The organism is Kluyvera sp. 1366, from assembly GCF_054823405.1.
In genome coordinates this window covers 42,144-63,515 of the sequence record NZ_JBTRDW010000015.1, presented here as the reverse complement: position 1 = coordinate 63,515, position 21,372 = coordinate 42,144, and the positions used below count along the sequence as shown (strand labels likewise).

Below are 21,372 nucleotides of genomic sequence, written 5' to 3'. Positions count from 1 at the left end.
GAAAAGGTGGTAAAAATCCAGCAAAATCGGGTCTTTACCATTTAGAAGGAAAAATGACATGGCGGTACGTAATGTTTTCACTCAGAAGCAGCTGGATGAGGCGCGTGAGAAGCTGGAAAATCTTCCAGATTTGACGCCGCAGCGTATCACCCGCGAAGCAGCACTGGAAAATTTGAAAGACACCATTCTGATGCTGGCGAAAGAGAAAGGCTATACCGTGGCGGATATCAAATCGGCGCTGGATTCTATGGAATTCCGCTTCAGTGAGAAAGCAATTTCCGCAGTGATAAACGAGGGGAATGGAAAGAAAAAACGCCAGCCTCGTAAGACTGACGCGGCAAAGGAAAAAAACAATCAGCAGGAAATCCAGCCTGCATCATGAATCAATTCCGGCAGGGAACACGATCATCTGCCGGATTTTTTTTACCAGTTGTGCACAGAAAACCCTTCCAGTATTTCCGCATCTGCATCGAAGTGAATCATCGCAACCTGACATTGTTCAGTCAGATAAGTGACAACGTGACTGAAGTCATCGGAGATTCCTTTACTCATGAGTTGTGCTATCGCATCGGACCTTGCAGACATACGAATCAGAAATCCATATGTCGTCGGATGTATCCAGTTATATCCTCCATCTTCACCGCTGATGTGACGCGAAAGTGAATCCAGAATGTCAGAATCCTCCCGCGTCATATGGGCATTGCTGATAACGGCACAGCGACATATTTCGGGATCATTTTTCTTAACTAAAGTGTTTTCTGGTGAAGTCATTGTGTATTCCGCCTGAATAGCGGTCCCCGGTGTACTGGAAAATTTCGTATCGAACTCACGCACTAAGCAGGCTTGCTATTGCCTACTCAGGGTGAAGTAAGTTTGTGGACTCAGGTACGCAGAACGGTGTAGCCAGTATCAAAGTCATACACCGCAATTGGATAGCCATCCCGGATGTAAATTTTACGGCCTTCCGGTTCGTCGGTGGGTTCGTCAATGACAGTCAGAGACTGGAAATCCTGCCCCTGAATACCGCCCGGTCCGCAGAACTGGCCGCAACGGTAGAGGTAGTCAGCCAGATCGCTGAACTGCTCCAGTGTGAACACTTGATCCGCCTCAGGTTCGCTGGTTTCCAGCTTCTTAACTGCTTCGGAAATTGCGCATTCGGTGATGTGATATATCTGATCATGTTCCTCATGAGTCAGAGGACGGCCAAGGCTGAAGGAAACAGAATCTGCAACCAGCTCGGCATATCCTTCATGTGAGGTGTGCATAGCTTCGGTAATATCAGAGACGGTCATTTTCATTTTTCGCAGTCCCAATCTGAATGTTCATCGGATTCCGCAGCGAAGTCCATCCGGGCGGTTTCCAGCGCGCTGTCGAAAGAGATTGAGTCATCATCCGGCCAGCAGTGCGCACACAAGTGCATGATATCGGTCAGAAGGTCAGTGACAGCGGTTTCTGCCGGTTCAGTGCTGTCGCCGATCCCAGTCTGCTCCGCAAAACGTAACAGTGCGGATGCCGCCAGGCTGACGCGGCGTGCATTGTCGTTAACTTCTTCAGCAGCCTCAGCCCGCTGTGACAGAGCCTGCAATTCAAGGATGGTGAACGCTTCTTCAGAAAGTGAAGCGGTCAGGGTGGTCATGTTTTCAGAATTCATGTTAAACACCTCTGTGACGGTATAGCCGACGGGTTGAGAATGGGGAAAACAACGTCATGAGGCCGGTAATTCTCCGGCCTCTCTGCGAATCAGGCGCAGATTTTTCGGTTATAAATCACCTTAAAATCGGTGTATTCCGGGCCGTCCCGCAGCGGCTCCAGCCGCACCACGTTCTCAGCCACGCCGTTCATGGTCAGCACGCGTTCGACGCCAGCGTGCCAGTCCTCCGCCGGGTTCAGCGGAAACCAGAGGTTGTTATTGATCCCGCTCAGCAGCGGATCGCAGCAGACATGGACCCCGCGCCCGTGACGGGTATTGTTGCTTGTCGTCACGACCAGTTCGCCGCGCACCTGACGCGTAAATGATGCTCGCACCAGCTGCGTCACAACGTCGTCCCAGCTCCACTCCGCATCATCAGGCAACGGCAGCTCGATGCAGCGAAGTGACTTGCAGCCTGCGCGCGCCATACTCTGCGCCAGCCCCAGAACGGAAGGTTCACGACTCGCGGCGTCAGCACCTGCGATCCAGTTGCCGTGATGGAAAAAGGCTTCGTCGCCGTTGTCCAGGCGGATAAAGGTGTATTCACCCAGCACGCGGAGGATGTCGTTCTGCGTCACGGGTGCCAGCGCGTAAGGTAAATTCAGGGGCGTTGCGATGCTCATGGCTGCGCCTCCATCAGGTTGTTTACGGTCGTCATAAACTGCTGCCACAGGGCAAAGGGCATCGCGGGAACGTGCGCCAGTTGGCCACTGCGCAGGGCATTTACAAAACTCAGCGCGTGTGCGACGATTTGCGGGTCAAAAATCATATTACTCTCCTAAGGGTCTGGTCTTTGATGAGGCAGCCAGCTCCAACTGGCCGCCGTAATGAAGCAGGGGCTACCCTGCTTTTTTTACGCCTGTACGTTGCTGCCCTGCTCCAGCTCAGCGGTCAGCCACTGGCTGGCAGCGAAAAACGCTTTTTCACCCTGAAGCCCGAAATGCGCCAGCGCGATGCGCCCTGCTTCACCCCAGGCTTCCGAAACATCTGCCGGAAGCACAACCGAATCCGCTGGCACGCGCTGCACCACGGCACTGGCCAGATTTTCCAGAATGTGAGCCATGGAGCTCCGGCGCTGCCCCAGCGTCATCGCGACGTCATTCAGATCGGTCAGTGCTGTCAGTTGCTCATCCAGGGACTGAGGCACGCCGCGGCTGTTGATGTACTTGCGCAGCCAGTAGCCCGCATCATGTTCAAAGCTGAAAGCCCTCCAGATAAGAGCGCCCGACGGCTCACGCACGACCAGACGGAAATGACTGCCCTGATCGTCTTCAATGAAAACGTTACTGAAGGCAGCAGCGACGTTTGCAGCCTGTTCGCGCGTAAATGCGCCGTCACCCAGCGCCGCTACGCAGCGCATTTCAGTGGTGGTGCCGTTCTGGGTTGAAGTCATGATGTGCTCCTGTCTGAAATTAATGATCCGGCTGACCGCCGCGCGGTGCCCGAAAAGCCCTTCTCTGACGCCGGGTTTCTTCTTTCCGGTCTGGCCTTTCGCGGCAAAGGGCAAAGGAGCAACGACGAAGAGAAGGCATAAAGGGGCGACGACAAAAAGTTTTTGCGGCCCCTGGCGAAAAGTTTTTGGCGGCGTGCATTTCACCCCTTTCTGCCTGAACCGGCGGTGCTACGACCAGCCCTCCGCGCAAGGGCTGGCCGGAAAGCAGAGGAGCGTCAGAAGGGACGTTTCAGACCGCTACGCGGGCTGGCCTTAAAGGCCCGGCGGGGGTTCGCCGGGACGGTGAAAGCGACGGCGTAGCCGGCAGCAGCCGTTGAACCTGGACATCAGACCGAAACCGCTTGCGGACGAAACCCGCAGGGGTTCGGCGGCGCTTGGCGGCTTGCCGCTTAGCGACGTAGGGCTCGACGACCCGGCTTGCCGGGGAGCCGAAGGGGGCCCACGCTGTTGCTGTTGCTGTTGCTGTTGCTGTTGCTGTTAATAAGATTTTAACGATGGCGTGAACAGACCACTGTTCGGGTAGTTACCCGGCCTGATACAGATATTCGCATAATGGACAAACAGAGCAGGACGGCCACGGCCGGTGCGACAGCACCGGCTTTTCCCGGCCCGCAGGGCGTACTGTAGATTTTTCTGCGGTTTGCACAGGAGCCGGAACGTTCGGGAGCATGCAGCGCGCCACTCATCGGCAGCGCGGCAACGATGCATCCGGAACCCGGGAAGCCCGACCGCGTGTACTTTGCGATTTTTTCAGGCTGCATAATCGCAGCCGGTGAAACCTCGAGGGGGTGTGTGCGTAAAATGTCTTTTCACGGTTCATGAAGTCTGGCCTTGTGTCGGGATCACAAAACCGGCCCAGGAATCGGGCCGGTGCTACATCTGGCAGGGCTTCCCTGCCAGCCTGGCGGGAAAGTTACTCCGGCCTGTAGGCCATCAGGCGCACGACGCTAACCCCGGTTCCCGCAAACATGCCTTCCATCGGTGCGGACCAGCTGCAGTCCCAGCCCGGCAGCAGATCTTTGCGGTTGCTGCCCGCAGGCAGAATCGCTGCCAGTCGGCCGCCCTCCTTCACCAGCGCCGCCGCTGCGTTCAGGTGCGCCACCGCACGCCCCTCGCTGTAGGGGGGATTCATCACCACCACGTCAAAGCGCTGCGGCGTCTCCTGCGACCACGCCAGAAAATCGGTTTCGATCACGTGGTGGCCTTTGGCCTCCAGTACGCGGCAGTGCAGCGGGGAAATCTCTACGCAGGTGGTCTGCGCCTGCGGCATCAGGTCAGCAAGGCCGCCCATGCCCGCGCTCGGCTCCAGGCAGGTTTCACCCTCGCGGATGTCGGCCTCATCAAGCAGCTGCGCGGCGAGCTCGGACGTGGTCGGGTAAAACTGGTGTGTTTTCTGATCCGGCAGCGCACCGCTTAACTGAATATCCTGAATCGCCGTTGTCGGGTCGTAGTCAAACTCGAACCAGGTGAGCGCATTGATATTCATTTTTACGCCTCCGAGACTCATCAGCACTTTTTCCGCTTCGGCGCGCGCGGCCTTGTCTCCTTCCCGGTAGCCCTTAAAGCGACGGTTAAACGGGTTTGTCGTAATGGGTTGGCGCGGTTCGTCCCAGCGGTTAGCCTGAAACGGCGTTGTGCGCTCGATCTCCAGCTCGCTCAGTTCGGCCAGCACGGAGAACGGCAGGAGGTTTGATTGCAGTGCAAAACTTTTCACCTTCGTGCGCGGCTTCTGGCGATGCTCCGCCGGAATGGCCGCCGGGTGCAGGAAGGCCAGAATGTCATTAAGTCGCCAGGCCATGTCCGGGTGAATTTCAAGATGCGCGGTTCCTTTCAGGAAGGCTTTGACGCGCAGCGCACCGCCATCGAGTGTGAGCCATTCACCGGCACGGCTGCGGGCAATCTGCAAAATTTTGTCGGTGGTGCGGTAGCTGGTTGGATCACGCCCCATGAATTTGGCGATCACCTGGCGCAGGTCATCGATGTAACCGGTGCGCTGATAGTTATTGCCGCCCCACTCGTCATAGACGCGTGCCATGATCATGCGTTTGCCGAACCCTTCCGGGCGGTTGGTGACGTGCTCACCAGACAGATTGCGAAAGAAGCCGTCCACGCGCTCGGAGAAAAATTTCTCACGGGAAAATAACAGCTCGGAGAGCGTTGATCGCACGGTTGCTTCCTCAAAATCAGGCGCTTTCATTTCGCGGATCTGCTCGTTCCACTCATTGCGGCGATCGTTGGGCATGTACTCATACACGTCCGTCAGGTTTAACGCATCCTGCCAGTACGCCGCATTCAGTGATGCAACAGCCCCCGTGACGTTAAACACATCCCCTACGGAGAAACCATAACCACCCCGGCGGCCGCTCAGGTTGCCGCTGATAAAATGCGCCACCGCTGGCGTGTTTTCGTGGCTGGTCACTGCGCGGGCAATTTCCCCGATAATCGCGCGCGTATGCTGATAACGTCCCAGCAAACCATCAATCAGATCGGTCTCAACGGGCGCAAAAAAAGTATCTGAAACTACTTCCCCGGTGGCAGTAAGCGGCGCACGGTCGGCGGTAGAATCAGGGGTAACGCTGGCGAGTGTGTTTTGCATGGCATGGCTCCTTAAATCCGGCTGAGTAAGTGCAGCTCGCGCTGCGGACCCGAAAAAGACCTTCTCTGACGCGGGTTTCTTCTTCCCGGTCTGGCCTTTCGCGGCAAAGGGCAAAGGAGCAACGACGAAGAGAGGGCATAAAGGGGCGACGACAGAAAGTTTTTGCGGCCCCTGGCGAAAAGTTTCTGTCGGCGTGCATTTCACCCCTTTCTGCCTGAACCGGCGGTGCTACGACCAGCCCTCCGCGCAAGGGCTGGCCGGAAAGCAGAGGAGCGTCAGAGGGGACGTTTCAGACCGCCCTGCGGGCTGGCCTTAAAGGCCCGGCGGGGTTCGCCGGGACGGTGAACGCGACGGCGAAGCCGGCAGCTGCCGTTGACCTTTGCCATCAGACCCTAGCCGTCAGGCCCGGAACGCGGTCCTTTGCGGTCCGGCGGAGCTTGCCGGCTTTGCCGGTTAGCGGAGTGGGGCTCGACGACCCGGCTTGCCGGGGAGCCGAAGGGGGCCATGGCCCGTAACGTGCGGGTGTGTATTATTTCAGGAGAGAAATGGCAGAAGCACAACAGCAGGAATAAAGAGAGCAGGACAGAGCGACGTCTGTCTCATATGAGTAAGCGCATGCGACGGAAGAAAGCCGGTGCGTCAGCACAGGTTTTTACCGGCATAGCCGCGAATGTTATCCCTGCGCGCGCGATCTTATGCGGTACAGCGAAACCGCCACAATGGCCGCACCCATTATCATGGAAAAAAGCGGCAGCAGCAGCCCGTGGGATGCAGAGTACAGCATGATGTCAGCGCCTTCCTGTCCGCCCGCCGCCGGGTCAGCCAGCAGGTTCATACCGCCCCAGGCGCACAGAAATACGCCCCCTGCAGGAACGGTCATCGCAAGAAGTTTCATCACTAACCAGTCACCCGCTGGCTGCGGGTGCTTTGAGGCCAGCAGGCGCGCCAGCACGAAGCACATCGCGTAGCCGCACCAGTATGTCAGGCTGCCTGCCTCGCCCGGCGCCAGGAACTGAAAAGCCAGCGCATAACCCAGGCTTAGCAGGGAACCCAGCATTAAAAAACTCATCATCGTCTCCTCTCGCGCCGCGCGGTCAGGCAGCGCCGATATCGTCTTATGCAGATGCCGGGAATATCGTATGGATCCGCGTTACAGCTGCGCGAGCGTCCGCAGCGTGTCCGGGTTCTGCTGAACCATGCGGATCAGCAGGACGGCCTGAGCGTTAGGCTTAGCTCTGCCCTGCTCCCAGTTCTGATAGGTGGTCTCGCCCGTATGCAGATAGTGTGCGAAAACCGCCTGTGACAGGTTAAGTTTTTCGCGCACGTCGCGCAGCTCCTGCGGCTCGATGGTGACGGGTGCGCGCTTGCTGACCTTGTAAGTCTTGAGCGTGATTTTCCCGTCCTGGTGATCTTTCAGCTCCTGCATGCCCGTCATCAGCTCACTGAAAATGTCGCGTTCAGTCATGTCTCAGCCCCTTTTTAATCACGTTCAGCGCCTCCGCCAGGGCGTCGCGCTGCTGTTTGGTCAGATCGTCGCGTTGATCCTTATCGTAGATGGTAAACAGGATGAACTGGCCTTTTTCGTTCGTCCAGTAATAGATAACCCTGATCCCGCCTCGTGTGCCTTTGTTCCGGCGCTCGTCCCTGAACCGGACTTTACGCAGGCCACCCGTATCCGGGATCACGTCGCCCTTTTCGGGGTCAGCCAGCAACATGTTCTGAAACAGCCTGAACTGATCGTCGTTCAGGTAGTCAGCCCGGTATTTCTGAAAGCTGGAAAGCTCTATAAATGTCGCGTGCATGGTTTTTCCCTGTCCCCAACTAAGGGATAGCATATCCCTTAGTTGGGGACGATTCAACGATTATCCCTGATGAAAACCGGTTCAGATATTGCCGCCAGCTTGTTAGGAATGAGCCAGCGGTTCATCTCCTGCTGGTCAGGATTCATATGGAGGGCCCGCAGATGTATTTCGCCCGCCACCTCACAGGCAACGTCTCCGGCATATGGCTGCAGGGTTTCCAGCCCGTTCAGTGACGGAAAGCGCCTCGCCCACGCGGCGATCATGTTCTTCAGGTCGTTTTCCGGGACGTCGTCACACCAGGCGGAAAACCAGCCGCGCAGCGTTTCCGGCGTACGGAAGGCGAGCTCTGTTTCAGCCTGCCTGATGCGGTTCTCCAGCTGGCGCTCCCGGTAGTCCTCTGCCTGCCTCTCGCGCCGCCCCGCATGGCTTACGGTCTTCATAGCGGCGTGTTTTGCGCGCTCCGCGCGGCGAAAAGCGGCCTCCGGAAACAGGACCGCTGCCAGCTCGCCCGGCAGCGGCAGCGGGCAAATCTCGCCCGCCGTGCTGAGGAAAATATCCAGCGCACCTTCCCACTCCGGCAGCGGCGCACGTTTTTCGCGCGGGCGCAGATAAATGCCCCGTATGCGGTTCAGTGTCTGGACACTGACGCGGCTCCTGCCGCTCAGCTGCTTCATAAACGCGGCGGCCCAGGGATGGCGGGCCAGCCGCGTCCCCCGCTGCTGCGCGTGCTCAACCGCCGCAATTGCCTGCAGCGCTGCCTGACGTTCAGGCAGCAGGGTGACCAGTGCGTGTGATCTCGGGATCATGCGGCGTGCCCTCCCATCCGAAGCGCGGCGACCAGCTCACCGGCACCGGTGAAGCCCGCCCGCGTGTACTCTGTGATTTTTTTGAGCGTGGCGGACATCATCGCAGGTTCAAACCGGTAGCTGACGCACAGCCGTACACTGGAAGGGGCGCGGAGGTCGTTAAGCACCACACTCCACAGCGGCGAATTCGCAGACGGACTCACAAGCTCGACGGCGAGTCCAGCCGCATCGGCGTGGGTCAGCCGCAGGTGAACCGGGTACGCCCCGCCCCACTCGCCGCGCATCTCGCAGTCAGTGCGCCAGCAGTCCGGCAGCTGTAGCGCATTAAGAACGGCCCCGGTCAGGCGCTGGCGGAATGTTTCGCCCCGATCGCGGTAGGCTTCAAAATCGCAGGCGGTGAAAGCCTGCAGGGTGTTAAGCGTAAATTTTTCTTCTTGAGTCATGGGATTCAGCTCTGTCTCAGGGGCATGGATCCGGCCCGGGTATCGGGCCGGAAGAGGGGCTGGCAGGGGCAACCCTGCCAGCCTGGTTGCAACGGTTTACCCGTTGAGTTGTCCCCGCTCAGCCAGTGAAACAGTCTCGTTTCCTGCCACAATGATATGGTCAATGAACCGCACAGCGACCAGCTCAAGGACCTTTTGCAAGCGTCCGGTTATCGCAATGTCTGCCCGGGATGGCTCTTTGTTAAACGCTGTCTCTTGATCAGATCTCCTGATCAAGAGACTTCGCCAGTTGGTAGCCTTCAACGATATTCTGTAGTCTGAACCAGCCATCCCACATTACCACCCAGCCCGCGCGCCCCGTACGTTTGCTGTCGTGCCATCGTCCCATTTTCGCCAGCGCAAGGTAGGCCCATTTCAGATTCGGCGGCCTGTCAGGCAGCGCTTTGCCCTCCTGTTTTACCCACAGTAGCTTCCATTCCACCGGGCTCAGAACCTGTTCACACGACGCATTCAGCGTTTTCTCAGTAAGGCCGCCCTGACGTAGCGCCATCACTCGTACCGTGATGAACGCCAGCACCACCACCATTCGCTCCAGGTTATCACGCGTCTGCATACGCGATTCTTCCACCCGCGTGCCGCCGCTTTTCCATGCCTTGTGATATTCCTCTATCAGCCAGCGACGCTCGTAATAGCTGATTATCTGACGTGCCTGCGCCGTATTTTCCACCTTCTCTGACGTCAGAAGGTGCCAGCACGCACCGTTTTCCGCCTCTTCGCGACAGCAGATATAGGTCACCGGCAGCAGCCTGCCTGACCCGTCGGAGTGCTTAATCTGCACCGGACTGTAGCTGACGAACATCTGCACCTCCCGCGCGGCGCGACCGCCTTTCTGAACCACGTTAAGCACGTGGCTTCCCGCCTGCGTCAGCGTTTCGGGGAGTTCGAACAGCCGGTCGGTGCTGCCTTCAATACGGCGATTTTGTGCCGCCCGGACCACAAAGCGCTGTCCGTGGCTGATTTTGTAATCCAGGTACTGCCCGATGTCGGCTTCCCGGTCGCAGACCGAGATAACGCGGGACTGAACGTCCCCGAGACGCTGTGCCATCAGCTGCGAGGCCTGCTGCCATTTGAAGCTCTCTTTTTCTTCATACGGCCGCTGCCTGCGCTGATGTTTTTTTCCATAACCGGAAGCGTCCCGGCTCCAGCGCTGCTGGTCAATCAGGCCGATGATGCGGGCGGTATCGGGCGCAAAAAGCAGCACCGAATGGGCCAGCAGGCCGCGGGAATGCGGGCTGGTCGAGGTGTTGCCGAGCTCCTCGCGCGCGGTGGAATGGGTGAAGGTAATGGTGGTGGTGTCCTCCAGCGCGAGAAGCAGCGGGCAGGCCTGAGCGGCCTTAGCCGTCGCAGTGAATCCGGCTTGCGCAATGGCCTCGGGCAGGACTTCGGGGTTCCGCATCAGGCGGTAAGCGCCCTCAACTTCGGCTGCAGAATGGGAAGATTTCACGATAGAAAGTCCGGCATGTTGAGCCAGCGAAGTGGCCAGGGTGACGAGACGGCGGGTGCGGCGGATATCGCCCAGTTCGGCACGGCCGAAAACGCCGTCAGCCCATGAATAGCAATCGGAAAGCACCATACTAAAACCCGAAAAGTAATAGCAAGGAAGATCGTCAGAGGCCGGGAAAGTTCAAAAAAATCCCCGGCAGGTATGCCAGGGATTTGTGTATAAGAGACAGTTGTTAAACGAGGGGTGATTGTGGCTCACCACAACTGCCGCCGCGTTCAGCTGCAGCGCCCTGTACACCACCTCCCGGGGATGAACCTCTACGCTTGAAACAGACCCCTGAAACATCTCTTCATAGGCAAGCAGCTGATGCTGGTTATTCAGAAAAGCGACTGCAAAAATTTCACGCTCGCGACCGGCAAGTTTTGCTCTGAAAAACGCTTCAGAGACCTCTGGTGAAGCAAAAAAGGTCCCGGTAGGGTAGCGATGATCGATAGCGCGCGCGGCTTCCTCCAGGATCTGGCTCTCCGTGGCCATCACGTAATTTCCCTGGGCATCACGAATCTGAAGGCGGGTGAAAAACCGGACGTTATCACTGACGCTTTCCAGACGAGGGCCGGGGGCTTGAGGTGAGGTGTCTTCAGGGTTTTGCGCGTTATGGCAGGGCATCATTTCAACCGGCGCACGGTCGGCGGTTGAATCAGGGGTAACGCTGGCGAGTGTGTTTTGCATGGCATGGCTCCTTAAATCCGGCTGAGTAGGTGCAGCTCGCGCTGCGAACCCGAAAAGACCTTCTCTGACGCGGGTTTCTTCTTCCCGGTCTGGCCTTTCGCGGCGAGGGCCGAGTAGCAACGACGAAGAGAGGGCATAAAGGGGCGGAGGCAAAAAGTTTTTGTGGCCCTTCCGCAAAAAGTTTTTGACGGAGTGCATTTCACCCCTTTTTGAACGAACCGGCGGTGCTACGAAAAGCCCTCTGCGAAAGACCAGGACGGAATGCAGGGAAGCGTCAGAAGGGACGTTTCAGGCCGCCATGCGGGCTGGCCTTAAAGGCCCGGCGGGGTTTGCCGGGACGGTGAAAGCGACGGCGAAGCCGGCAGCAGCTGTTGAACCTGGACATCAGACCGAAACCGCCTGCGGCCGAAACCCGCAGGGGTTCGGTGGCGCTTAGCGGCTCGCCGCTTAGCGACATAGGGCTCGACGACCCGGCTTGCCGGGGAGCCGAAGGGGGCCCACTGAAGTCGTTCTATTTCCTCAAGAAGGGCAATAAATAAAGAAATAAACTCAGATGACCTTACAAACTCTGCTAATTAAAATGAGTCTTAAAAGGGGGAGGCGAAAAGGAAAGGGAAAGGGAAAGAAAAAGGGAAAAACTTGATGATACTCAGAAAAAACCCCTAAACCCTCGACTGTACACGATGCATTTATTATTAATTATCTTGAACACGAAAATGGCCATTAATAATACGTCCGAAAAATTAAGTCATATAGAGCCCTGCAAGGGCTGTACATGTGAGAAAAAAACCTCAGGAATCAAAAAAACAATCAATATCAGCAATTTAAAAACAAGCCAAGACCAAAATACTCTTTACTTCAGAATATCGTAAAAAATTTCCTCTCCATCCATCCAGGTTACCAGTGTATCTCCGGATAAAAGCTCCTGCTTTACAGGGCGTCCTTCCTCATACATCTTCATAAAATCATCGATACTAAATGTCATACCTTTAAATTCAATATATGGCTTTTCTTTCTTCACCATAGATAATTTCGCATTTTGCATTACGCATCTCCTGATTAATTTCAGGTGCGCATCCTGCCGGACAGAATTATTAAAATCAAGCAGCTTATTTATTTCTGTTTTGCCGGCATGCGGGCGGGCGCCGAAGGCGCCATCTCAGCTGCCTGCCGCCGAAGGCGGCAATGGGTTTCAGGTGCGTTCAGACGGGTATGCTGTCAGATGAAAAAACGGCCTTCATCTGACAGCCCGGCATGTTACCCGCGCATGGCCTCCTGTGCCTGATGGATAGCCTCTTCAGCGTCCGTACCTTCGCCCGTTTCGCCAGCCTTTCCGGCCAGCTCCAGCAGTACCTTCAGGCTTGCGGCCGGCAGGGTGACGTTCCGCGCTGCCTTCCGGTCGCGGCGAACCTGGCACGCCAGCTCACGCACGGTGTCCCGGCCTATCCCGTAGCGCCGGTGATCATCAAGCTCGCCGATCTCACCCAGCACCGCGTGCGCCTCCTCCTCCGTCAGTGCCATTGAATCCGTAGAATCCTGAACGTCCTCCTCCGTCCATACCAGGATGGTGAACGGAGTGCCCGGCTGAAAGGTCTCCAGCAGCCAGGCGCAGATTTCATTTACGTTACCGTGCATCGTGTTATCTCCTTGTGGGCGGCTCTGCCGCCCCTGTTAGCGTTCAGTCAAGCGCGCGAAAAATGGCGGCAGCTTCGGGATGAGTTTCTGCCCAGACCATCAGCTGGCGGTGGCGGCGGCAAAACAGCGCACACAGCTCCTCCTCGTCGTGGCGGTCATACATCCAGCTGCGGTGGTTGAGAACCAGCGCGGTGATGATGATCCCCGCCGCGTCAGCGGAGACCTCTGCCACAGACCAGTTTTCGGGATTCTCAAACCGCCAGGTGCCATCCGGCGGGATCATGTATCCACCGCCCTGTTCCAGGTGAACAAAAGTCCACTCACCGCCGTTGTAGTTCGTCAGATAGCGCGCGGCGTACAGATAGACGTTGTTTTCGGCGCGCATAAAATCATCGCCAAACAGAGAAGGCAGAAAGCGCAGCTTTACGAAGCCGTCCAGAAAACGCGCCGCCAGGGGCGCGTGCAGTGCTGTGTTCATCAGAAACCTCCGCAGGTAAAGGGGATACAGTCCCGGCCTGTGCCGTGCCTGAATGACAGCCCGACGGACAGCGGCGTGATCAAGAGCGACGACGAGGCCGCAGCGCAAGCGAACGGAGGCGTGATTACGCACGGCGGCGACGCGAAGCATGAGCGGAGACGCGACGGGAGTAAGCGCGCAGGAGTGAGTGCGAACGGGGGAGGAGGAGAGCCTGCGGCTCTTGAACACGCCGCCGTCGGGCTAAAGTGAAGGCACGGCACTGGCCGCAGACCGCACGGACGTTTATTCCCGCACGCCGCCGGCGTGCATAAACGGCGGAGCTCGCGACATCCTTTTTGTCTTGTCCACATCCGGGGTGCATATCCGCCCCGGAACCCTGTGGATACATTTGTGCAGGCCAGGCAACGGGGGGAATATCCGGGGGCGGTTGTTTTTTAACCGCCCCGCAGAATCCCGTCACCTGCGCAGACAACCCCGCAGCTGCTCTGCGCGGCGGCCTGCATCCCTCAGGGAATCGCAGATATCGTCAATTGCCAGCAGCGTCAGCCGCACCGCGGGGGCGTCGCTGTCCCGCGGCCAGCGCTGGCGCATCGCGTGGATCCGCAGGAACAGCTCGGTCAGGGTCTCGTCGATATCGGCCACGTCGTCAGCCAGACGATCGGCCGCGTGTTGTTCTGTCAGATTAAGCATTTATCGGTCTCCGTTATGCCGCGCGCGCGGCGCGATGTGCGTAAAGGCGGCGCAGGCCGGCGGCGTGGTACTCCTCCAGGAGCTCGATGCCAATCCAGCGGCGGCCGCACTCCTGAGCGGCAACGCAGGTTGAACCGCTGCCTGCAAACGGGTCCAGTACGATCGCGCCGGGCTGGGTGAAGGTTTCAATCAGCGGCCGCAGCACGCTGACCGGTTTTTCAGTCGGATGATGGCGGTTGCCGGTGTACTGCCAGGGCATGACGTCAGGAAGCGGCTTTGCCGGCAGCCGCGGGCGGCCTTTGGCCAGAAGGTACGCGCTCTCGTGCTGGTAGCCGACGAACGCCGACTTAGAGGCGTAGGGTTTGGTAAAGACCAGGTGGCCGACGACGCGAAAACCCGCGGCCTTCCACGCCTGCATAAAAATGTCCACGCGGTTCCAGCCGTAGAAGCTCACCGCCAGGCTGTCGTCTTTGAGCACCCGGTACATCTGCTGGCTTGCCGGCAGCACCCACTCGCTGTTTACATCGTTCGCTATCGAGCGGCCGGAACGATCCTTAAAGCCGACCAGGTACGGCGGATCGGTGAGGATGAAATCAATGCTCTTGTCCGGAAAGCCACCCATAACCTGTACGCTGTCGCCGTGCATGAATCGAGACATAGTGATGCTCCTGTGTATGAAGGGGGCACCGGTAGTGGTGCCGTGACCTCCACACAGACGGGCGAACAGCAGAGCAAACAAGGGCGACACCGGAAGCCGCACGCGCCGCCGGAGCGGACTGAATGTCCCGCGCACGGCGGGGAACGGGTGAGGATGTCGGCGCAGCTTCCCTTGTTTGCGAGGCCGCCCGGCTACCGTGAGGGCACGGGACTTTATGCCCGCCGTTGCCGGCGCGCAGCAGAGGAGACGGCCATAATGCGGAGCGCAGCGACAGCCTTATTAAGTGCGTCAGCACGGGAAAGGCCGCCCGGGGGCGGCTCCCTTCAGCAGCGTTCCTCCCTTGCGGCAAGAATGGTGTCGGCGCAGTGTCGCAGGAAATACCAACTGAGACTGACGTCGGCATCGAGCGTGGCGTCGGCCAGCGCGATCGTGGCCAGCACCTCCCCGGGCGTAAGTTCCGGCGCCACATCGTCGAAGTCATCGGCCACCCACAGGTGCACCACGCAGGGCGTATCTGGCGCAAAGCGCTGCAGCTGTTCGGCCAGATGGCCAGTGGTAAGAGGTTGATTCATGGTCACTCCGGTTTACAGGTTGCACGGCATCAGCGCCGTGACGTCACGACAGCCGGGCCAGTGCGCAGTACGCAGGGTCGAGGGACGAAGCCGCACGCGCCGCCGAAGCGGACTGAATGTCCCGCGGCCGGCGGGGAACGGGTGAGTTACGAGGCGAAGCCTGCCTTGCGGGCGAAGCGGTCCGGCTAAGGTGAAGTCACGGCGCCGCCCGACGGCAGGGAGGGAGGTTGCATGCACTTTTTAAGGGAGCAATCAGGTGCCCTTACTGAAGCCATAAACAGCTTGTCGAATGTCTCAGGGCGTGAAGCGGATGCGTGATTGCATCTGACTTGACTACCCATTTGCATTTTACTTGGCGACCGTTTGCAAATTACTTGGCCATCGCCAACTAAAATTGGCTTATAGCTCACATCTCATGACGAAGCCCGATCTGAACGGCAGCAGTGTGCCAAAAGCGGAAGTTTAGGATGGCTCTGGGAAACTTCGAACTTGTCCATTAAATGCATGATCGGACTTTATTGAGATTTTGGGGTGCTAATAAACCGGTGGCAGAGCGGTGAGAGTTTCGTGGTATTTTATATTTCATAAATTTATGCGCCCTGATTCTTTTTAATGCTTTCCCTTCTTTCGCTAATCAAAAAGCCGCATGAAATCCCACCCCGACCTGGCGCTTTTTTCAGCACGGATGCACAGGGAAAATGGATAGTCAGTCTCCACCGTTCTTTAATCAGTCACAGATTATAAGTAAGCTTTTCAATGTTGTCAGAAAGCATATCCAGCAGAGCGTTAACATAAATATTATTATTTCCCTGATGCCACATCGCACTCAGCGGAAGCCCGTCCACATTCTTCATCGGCGAGAGAGCGAGGTATTTCACGCCGTCAGCATTCATATTCTTATAGGATGAAGGGACCAGAGCGATACCCAGACCGGCGGCTACAAAACTCAGGATGGTCTGTTTCTCTTCGGCATACTGCGCGATAACGGGAACGCAGCCGCCTGCTTTGAAAACGTTCATCGTCAGATCGTGACTGTGAGGCCGGGTGCGCCTTTCGGGCACGATTACCGGCTCATTACGAAAATCATCGATACTGACTTCACTATGACTCACCAGCCGGTGATGGGCATGAACGGCGAGCACGCAGGTTTCATTAGTGATAAATCGCGTTGTCAGCGTAACGTCAACATGTTCAGGCGGACGTACAAAGATCACATCCAGCCATCCGGAGAGGAGTCGGGGGATAAGGCTGTGCGTCTTATCTTCAGTAATATGGATATCCGCATCAGGAAACTGCCTGACGAAAAGATGAATTAATTCCGGCAGTAACCCTCTGGCAGCGCTGTCAATAGCACCTATCCGCAGCGTCCTTTTCTGCAATAATGCCGTTTTACGGAACCGCAGCCGCAGCGCATCGAAATCAGCAATCACGGCTTTGGCCTCATTCAAAAACGCTGCCCCTTCAGGCGTCAGCGAAACATTTCTGGTCGATCGATTCAGTAACCTTATCCCCAGCTCCTCCTCCAGCAATTTTATGAAACGGCTGAGTGACGCAGGCATCATTTCAAGTTTTCGGGCTGCCCGGCCAAAGTGAAGCTCATCACCCAACACTGCAAAGCAACGCAACTGATTTATATCCATTTTTTCACCAAAACCTGATTATGCAAATTATTTATATAAAGCAGTGCCGATGATAAAGCCGCGCAAAACTTCATACTGGGATTATTACAAAACGATAACAACCCTACATGACTGTGGAGCATCCTGAAATGAATAACGACCTCGAAAAAAAGGTTATGCGAAAGGTGACCCTGCGCATCATTCCTTTTATTATGCTGCTGTATTTCATTGCGTTTCTCGACCGGGTGAACATTGGTTTTGCTGCCCTGACCATGAACCAGGATCTGGGCTTTTCGCCAACAGTCTTTGGGCTGGGTGCCGGCATTTTCTTCCTCGGATATTTCCTTTTTGAAGTCCCATCAAACTTAATCCTCCATAAAGTGGGCGCCCGTATCTGGATCGCCCGCGTGATGATTACCTGGGGCTTAGTCTCTGGCTGTATGGCTTTTGTGCAGGGCACTACCAGCTTCTATATTCTGCGCTTCCTGCTCGGCGTGGCTGAGGCCGGTTTCTTCCCGGGTATCATCCTCTATCTCAGCTACTGGTTCCCGGCAGCAAAACGCGCGCAGGTCACGGCTATCTTCATGGCCGCTGCCCCGCTCTCAACAGCACTGGGATCGCCTATTTCAGCTGCCCTGCTGGAGATGCATGGTTTTCTCGGCTACGCCGGCTGGCAGTGGATGTTTTTACTGGAAGCCGTCCCCGCGCTGATGCTCGGCGTTATCGTGTTGTTCTACCTTACTGACCGCCCGGCCAAAGCCAAATGGCTGACTGACGAAGAACGTACCTGGCTGGAAAACACCATGCAGGCCGAGGAGCTGGCACGTGCGGCAAAACAGAGCCACAGTAGCGCATGGCAAGGACTGGCGGATAAGCGCGTGCTGGCACTGGCACTGGTTTATTTCGGTACGTCCGCTGGCTTGTACACGCTTGGCATATGGTCGCCGCAAATCATCCGCAGCTTCGGTGCATCATCGCTTGAAATTGGTTTCCTTAACGCCTTCCCGGCTGTCATAGGCGTTATCGCCATGATCCTGTGGGCACGTCATTCCGACCGTACTAAAGAGCGCAGCTGGCATGTAATTGGCGCCTGTCTGCTGGCAGCAGCCGGACTGATTTATGCCGGTAACGTCAGCACGCTGTTCGCCGTTATTATCGCCTTAACGCTGGTCACCGTAGGGATCAGCGCATCGAAACCCCCACTGTGGAGCATGCCAACCGTGTTTCTCAGCGGACCGGCAGCGGCAGCGGGTATCGCTACTATCAACTCCATCGGCAATCTCGGCGGTTTTGTCGGTCCGATGATGATTGGCGTGATCCGTCAGCAAACCGGCAGCTACAGCTGGGGCCTCTACTTTGTCGCGGGGCTGCTGGGATTATCAGCTCTGATTGTCCTCATTCTTTCTGCCAAAGCAAATAAACCGCAAACGGCAGAGATTCCTCATCCTCATACCCATCATTGACTGGAGAAGTAACTATGCGTAATTACAAAATTGCAGCCATACCTGCCGACGGTATCGGTCCGGAAGTCATTTCAGCAGGTGTTGAAGTACTGCATGCGCTGACACGTCGCGATCCGCAGCTGAAGTTTGATGTAGAGACCTTTGACTGGGGTTCGGATTACTACAAAAATCATGGCGTGATGATGCCGGAAGAGGGACTGAACACGCTGAAGAAGTTCGACGCTATTTACTTCGGCGCGGTGGGAGCACCCGATGTGCCTGACCACATCACCCTTTGGGGTCTGCGTCTACCGATTTGCCAGGGCTTTGACCAGTACGCCAATGTACGGCCAACCAAAATCCTGCCTGGCGTGACTTCACCATTACGGAACCGTGGTCCGGGCGATCTTGACTGGGTCATCGTGCGTGAAAACTCTGAGGGCGAATACTCCGGTAACGGCGGTCGTGCGCATCGGGGCTTACCGGAAGAGGTGGGTACCGAAGTGGCAATATTCACCCGCGTTGGGGTCACCCGCATCATGCGTTATGCCTTCAAACTGGCGCAGTCACGTCCGCGCAAGCTGCTTACCGTAGTGACCAAATCCAATGCCCAGCGTCACGGTATGGTGATGTGGGATGAAATTGCCGCTGAGGTAGCGCTGGAGTTCCCGGATGTGCAGTGGGACAAAATGCTGGTCGATGCCATGACGCACCGTATGACACTGCATCCGCAGACGCTGGATACCATTGTTGCCACCAACCTGCATGCCGATATTCTTTCTGATCTGGCCGGGGCGCTGGCAGGCAGTCTGGGCGTGGCGCCTACTGCAAATATCGATCCGGAACGCCGGTTCCCTTCCATGTTCGAACCGATCCATGGTTCAGCATTTGATATCACCGGCAAAGGCATCGCTAATCCGGTTGCGACCTTCTGGACCGCCGTGCAAATGCTTGAACATCTGGGCGAACGCGACGCCGCTGCGCTGATCATGGAAGGCATCGAATACGTGTGTAAGAAAGGCATTCTGACGCCAGATGTCGGCGGCACCGCCAGTACCGCTGACGTCACCCGCGCCGTGGTGCAATTTATCGAAGCCAAAGCTGACGTTGCCGAGATCGCATAACCATGAAAAATGAACAGGCCGCAGCGATCCTGCATGATATCTTTCAGCAGGCTGTCGACAGCGCCCGCGCCGGGCCGGTGATCCCTCCGAACCTGCCGGAAAAGCCACGCGGCCGTTGCGTGGTGATCGGTGCCGGTAAAGCTTCAGCAGCGATGGCAGCAGCGGTGGATGCGGCCTGGCCGGATGTGGATGTGTCAGGCGTGGTAGTGACGCGTTACGGTCACACGGTGCCCGCGGGCCGCATCCGCATTATCGAGGCGGCGCATCCCGTATCGGATGCGATGAGTGAAACGGCCGCAATGCTGATTGTGGAGACATTACGCGGATTAACACCGGATGATCTGGTTCTGGCACTGATTTCCGGTGGGGGTTCTGCGCTGATGGCGCTTCCCGCGCCGGGATTAACGCTGTCCGATAAGCAGAAAATCACCCGGTCTCTGCTACACTGTGGCGCCAACATCAAAGAGATGAATCTGGTACGTCGTCACCTCTCCGCGGTGAAAGGTGGCAAGCTGGCGGCGCTGGCGCAACCGGCCCGTATCGTGTCACTGATTATCAGTGACGTGCCGGGCGATAATCCGGCAGACGTAGCGTCTGGCCCCACCGTTGCCGACCACAGTATGCCGAATGATGCGCTCCAGGTACTGCAGCGCTACGACATCGCTATCCCCGAAGCTGTTCGCAACCTGTTAAACCAGCCGGCCAACCCAGTGAAAAACGTAGCGAACGGTGAAGTCAGGCTGATCGCCACACCTGCGCTGGCATTACACCAGGCGGCAGTCGCTGCCCGCAATCACGGACTCACGCCGCTTATTCTGGGCGATGCGATTGAAGGTGAAAGCCGTGAAGTGGCCGTGGTCATGGCCGGTATCGCCAGGTCGGTGAAGCAGTATGGGCATCCGGTTTCCGGTCCTGCTGTGCTGTTGTCGGGTGGTGAAACCACCGTGACGGTCAACAACGGTCAGCCCGGAAAAGGCGGGCGCAACACCGAGTTTTTGCTCAGCCTTGCTTGCGCATTGCAGGGTGAAAACGGTATCTGGGCAGTAGCTGGCGACAGTGATGGTATTGACGGCACCGAAGATGCAGCAGGCGCGATGGTCTTTCCGGACACGCTGACCCGCGGCAAAATGAGTGGCCTTAATGCGGTTAATTATCTCGATGGACATGACAGTTACAGTTATTTTCACGCGCTTGATGATTTGCTGATAACCGGCCCGACTTTAACCAACGTAAATGACATCCGGGCAATATTAATTGCCTGAGCCTGTTGCTCTCCTGCGGCACGGGAGAGCAATATTTATGCTTAGCGTTGTTCAGCCTTAGCCAGTTTGTAACGTTTCTGCCTGCTTCCCCTGATCCTCTTTCCTGGAAAGCTACAGCCTGTCGTGTCCAGTTTGCGCGGTTGAAAATCCCTTCTCCCTATCAAAGCCAGTCAAGCCCCTGGATTTAGTCCGTTTCTCACTCACAGTGGACGCAGGCCAGCGTCTGTCTGCTTTGTGCCAAAAGGCGGACATTGCATACTTTACGATACGCCAATCAATGTTGAGCATTCACAGTGGAATGGTAAGGTTGTGGTTTGTTCCCTTTCAAAAAGGCCATCTGCATGAGCAATCTGTTAAGAAAGAATTACCGTGCGTTAGGTGAAGTAAAGGCTCCTTACGTCCATTCAGTAAAGCATGGCAACACGCTCTATATTTCCGGCCTGACCGCGTTTGGCACAGCGGCACAACATGAAGGCATTGTTGAGCAGGCCGAAGAAATATTCAGCCAAATCAGGAAAATTGCCAGCGAAGAAGAGATAGATTTTTCAGCACTAATCAAGGTGACTATATTTATCACCTCCTTTGAGGAGATAAACGGGCTACGCAAAGTGCTGTACCGAAATTACGGCGATCACTTGCCCGCCAGCTCGCTCGTAGAAGTCAGCCGCCTTTTCTCACCTGACCTCTCGATAGAAATTGAGGCTATATTCGGCCTTTGATTCATTGCTCATAGCCGGATAGTGACAACTGTTCGGCTCTAACGCCGTTTTATCAAACCTTCTCTAAGAAATAACTTCCGTTTCTCGCTCAGAGCAGACCTTTAGCTCAGTTACTTGGTCCGCTTCGTGCCAGAAGCGGACAATGCGAGC

Annotated in this window: 26 protein-coding genes and 1 pseudogene; 5 read left to right on the top strand and 22 right to left on the bottom strand. The window is 56.7% G+C overall.

Features of this window, described 5'->3' with window-relative positions:
- Nucleotides 1-58 precede the first annotated feature (58 nt).
- Entirely contained in the window at nt 59-382 is a 324-nt protein-coding gene (locus ACVLVH_RS23345; RefSeq protein ID WP_498950270.1) for a hypothetical protein, read from the top strand.
- 41 nt (nt 383-423) lie between these two features.
- Here ACVLVH_RS23345 and ACVLVH_RS23340 read toward each other — a convergent pair whose 3' ends face one another.
- From ACVLVH_RS23340 to ACVLVH_RS23235, 22 genes and pseudogenes are all read right to left on the bottom strand, one after another.
- Nucleotides 424-771, bottom strand: a complete 348-nt coding sequence (locus tag ACVLVH_RS23340; RefSeq protein WP_498950269.1) for a DUF5983 family protein — start codon at nt 769-771, stop codon at nt 424-426.
- 110 nt (nt 772-881) lie between these two features.
- Nucleotides 882-1,298 (bottom strand): hypothetical protein, encoded by a 417-nt coding sequence (locus ACVLVH_RS23335; RefSeq protein WP_498950268.1) that lies wholly within the window; start codon nt 1,296-1,298, stop codon nt 882-884.
- A complete protein-coding gene (locus ACVLVH_RS23330; protein ID WP_498950266.1) occupies nt 1,295-1,651 on the bottom strand; it encodes a hypothetical protein in 357 nt (118 codons plus the stop codon). Before ACVLVH_RS23330 ends, ACVLVH_RS23335 begins: the two co-directional genes overlap by 4 nt.
- Before the next feature lie 89 nt (nt 1,652-1,740).
- Nucleotides 1,741-2,313, bottom strand: coding sequence for a hypothetical protein (locus ACVLVH_RS23325; RefSeq protein WP_498950264.1), 573 nt, complete (start codon nt 2,311-2,313; stop codon nt 1,741-1,743).
- A complete protein-coding gene (locus ACVLVH_RS23320) occupies nt 2,310-2,459 on the bottom strand; it encodes a succinate dehydrogenase flavoprotein subunit (RefSeq protein ID WP_222213955.1) in 150 nt (49 codons plus the stop codon). Before ACVLVH_RS23320 ends, ACVLVH_RS23325 begins: the two co-directional genes overlap by 4 nt.
- A gap of 375 nt (nt 2,460-2,834) precedes the next feature.
- A pseudogene (locus ACVLVH_RS23315) lies at nt 2,835-3,083 on the bottom strand (DUF905 family protein); the annotation flags it as partial.
- 973 nt (nt 3,084-4,056) lie between these two features.
- Nucleotides 4,057-5,739 carry a DUF4942 domain-containing protein gene (locus ACVLVH_RS23310; protein ID WP_498950262.1) on the bottom strand — a complete coding sequence of 561 codons (1,683 nt, stop codon included), beginning with the start codon at nt 5,737-5,739 and terminating at the stop codon, nt 4,057-4,059.
- 673 nt (nt 5,740-6,412) lie between these two features.
- Nucleotides 6,413-6,811, bottom strand: coding sequence for a hypothetical protein (locus ACVLVH_RS23305; protein WP_498950261.1), 399 nt, complete (start codon nt 6,809-6,811; stop codon nt 6,413-6,415).
- Nucleotides 6,812-6,889: 78 nt separating this feature from the next.
- Complete coding sequence (locus ACVLVH_RS23300) at nt 6,890-7,204, bottom strand: helix-turn-helix domain-containing protein (protein ID WP_058776656.1); 315 nt, start codon at nt 7,202-7,204, stop codon at nt 6,890-6,892.
- Nucleotides 7,197-7,541 carry a toxin gene (locus ACVLVH_RS23295; protein WP_094111544.1) on the bottom strand — a complete coding sequence of 115 codons (345 nt, stop codon included), beginning with the start codon at nt 7,539-7,541 and terminating at the stop codon, nt 7,197-7,199. The genes ACVLVH_RS23300 and ACVLVH_RS23295 overlap by 8 nt, the downstream gene beginning before the upstream one ends.
- 53 nt (nt 7,542-7,594) lie before the next feature.
- Nucleotides 7,595-8,347: a plasmid SOS inhibition protein A gene (locus tag ACVLVH_RS23290; protein ID WP_498950259.1), complete on the bottom strand. Its 753-nt coding sequence runs from the start codon at nt 8,345-8,347 to the stop codon at nt 7,595-7,597.
- Nucleotides 8,344-8,790, bottom strand: coding sequence for a conjugation system SOS inhibitor PsiB family protein (locus ACVLVH_RS23285; RefSeq protein ID WP_498950257.1), 447 nt, complete (start codon nt 8,788-8,790; stop codon nt 8,344-8,346). The genes ACVLVH_RS23290 and ACVLVH_RS23285 overlap by 4 nt, the downstream gene beginning before the upstream one ends.
- 96 nt (nt 8,791-8,886) lie before the next feature.
- Nucleotides 8,887-9,120 carry a JAB domain-containing protein gene (locus tag ACVLVH_RS23280; protein ID WP_498950255.1) on the bottom strand — a complete coding sequence of 78 codons (234 nt, stop codon included), beginning with the start codon at nt 9,118-9,120 and terminating at the stop codon, nt 8,887-8,889.
- The gene (locus ACVLVH_RS23275; protein ID WP_498950254.1) at nt 9,050-10,423 is read right to left on the bottom strand and encodes an IS4 family transposase; all 1,374 of its coding nucleotides are present in this window, start codon (nt 10,421-10,423) and stop codon (nt 9,050-9,052) included. The genes ACVLVH_RS23280 and ACVLVH_RS23275 overlap by 71 nt, the downstream gene beginning before the upstream one ends.
- A gap of 51 nt (nt 10,424-10,474) precedes the next feature.
- Entirely contained in the window at nt 10,475-11,023 is a 549-nt protein-coding gene (locus ACVLVH_RS23270; protein ID WP_498950253.1) for a JAB domain-containing protein, read from the bottom strand.
- An 853-nt stretch (nt 11,024-11,876) separates the two neighbouring features.
- On the bottom strand, nt 11,877-12,068 hold the full coding sequence (locus ACVLVH_RS23265) for a hypothetical protein (RefSeq protein ID WP_498950251.1): 192 nt from the start codon (nt 12,066-12,068) through the stop codon (nt 11,877-11,879).
- 212 nt (nt 12,069-12,280) lie between these two features.
- Nucleotides 12,281-12,658: a DUF1380 family protein gene (locus tag ACVLVH_RS23260; RefSeq protein ID WP_498950250.1), complete on the bottom strand. Its 378-nt coding sequence runs from the start codon at nt 12,656-12,658 to the stop codon at nt 12,281-12,283.
- A 43-nt stretch (nt 12,659-12,701) separates the two neighbouring features.
- On the bottom strand, nt 12,702-13,136 hold the full coding sequence (locus ACVLVH_RS23255; RefSeq protein WP_498950248.1) for an antirestriction protein: 435 nt from the start codon (nt 13,134-13,136) through the stop codon (nt 12,702-12,704).
- A gap of 456 nt (nt 13,137-13,592) precedes the next feature.
- The gene (locus tag ACVLVH_RS23250; protein ID WP_222235264.1) at nt 13,593-13,826 is read right to left on the bottom strand and encodes a hypothetical protein; all 234 of its coding nucleotides are present in this window, start codon (nt 13,824-13,826) and stop codon (nt 13,593-13,595) included.
- A 13-nt stretch (nt 13,827-13,839) separates the two neighbouring features.
- Nucleotides 13,840-14,484: a DNA methyltransferase gene (locus tag ACVLVH_RS23245; RefSeq protein ID WP_280173346.1), complete on the bottom strand. Its 645-nt coding sequence runs from the start codon at nt 14,482-14,484 to the stop codon at nt 13,840-13,842.
- Between the two features lie 323 nt (nt 14,485-14,807).
- Nucleotides 14,808-15,056, bottom strand: coding sequence for a hypothetical protein (locus ACVLVH_RS23240; RefSeq protein ID WP_498950246.1), 249 nt, complete (start codon nt 15,054-15,056; stop codon nt 14,808-14,810).
- A gap of 731 nt (nt 15,057-15,787) precedes the next feature.
- Nucleotides 15,788-16,696, bottom strand: a complete 909-nt coding sequence (locus ACVLVH_RS23235; protein WP_498950245.1) for a LysR family transcriptional regulator — start codon at nt 16,694-16,696, stop codon at nt 15,788-15,790.
- A 128-nt stretch (nt 16,697-16,824) separates the two neighbouring features.
- On the opposite strand from ACVLVH_RS23235, the gene ACVLVH_RS23230 reads away from it, so the two are divergent.
- From ACVLVH_RS23230 to ACVLVH_RS23215, 4 genes are all read left to right on the top strand, one after another.
- Nucleotides 16,825-18,138 carry an MFS transporter gene (locus ACVLVH_RS23230; RefSeq protein ID WP_061719068.1) on the top strand — a complete coding sequence of 438 codons (1,314 nt, stop codon included), beginning with the start codon at nt 16,825-16,827 and terminating at the stop codon, nt 18,136-18,138.
- Between the two features lie 14 nt (nt 18,139-18,152).
- Nucleotides 18,153-19,241: a tartrate dehydrogenase gene (locus tag ACVLVH_RS23225; RefSeq protein ID WP_498950243.1), complete on the top strand. Its 1,089-nt coding sequence runs from the start codon at nt 18,153-18,155 to the stop codon at nt 19,239-19,241.
- Between the two features lie 2 nt (nt 19,242-19,243).
- Nucleotides 19,244-20,503, top strand: a complete 1,260-nt coding sequence (locus ACVLVH_RS23220; protein ID WP_498950241.1) for a glycerate kinase type-2 family protein — start codon at nt 19,244-19,246, stop codon at nt 20,501-20,503.
- Between the two features lie 341 nt (nt 20,504-20,844).
- On the top strand, nt 20,845-21,222 hold the full coding sequence (locus ACVLVH_RS23215) for a RidA family protein (RefSeq protein ID WP_061719065.1): 378 nt from the start codon (nt 20,845-20,847) through the stop codon (nt 21,220-21,222).
- The last annotated feature ends 150 nt before the right edge of the window (nt 21,223-21,372 follow it).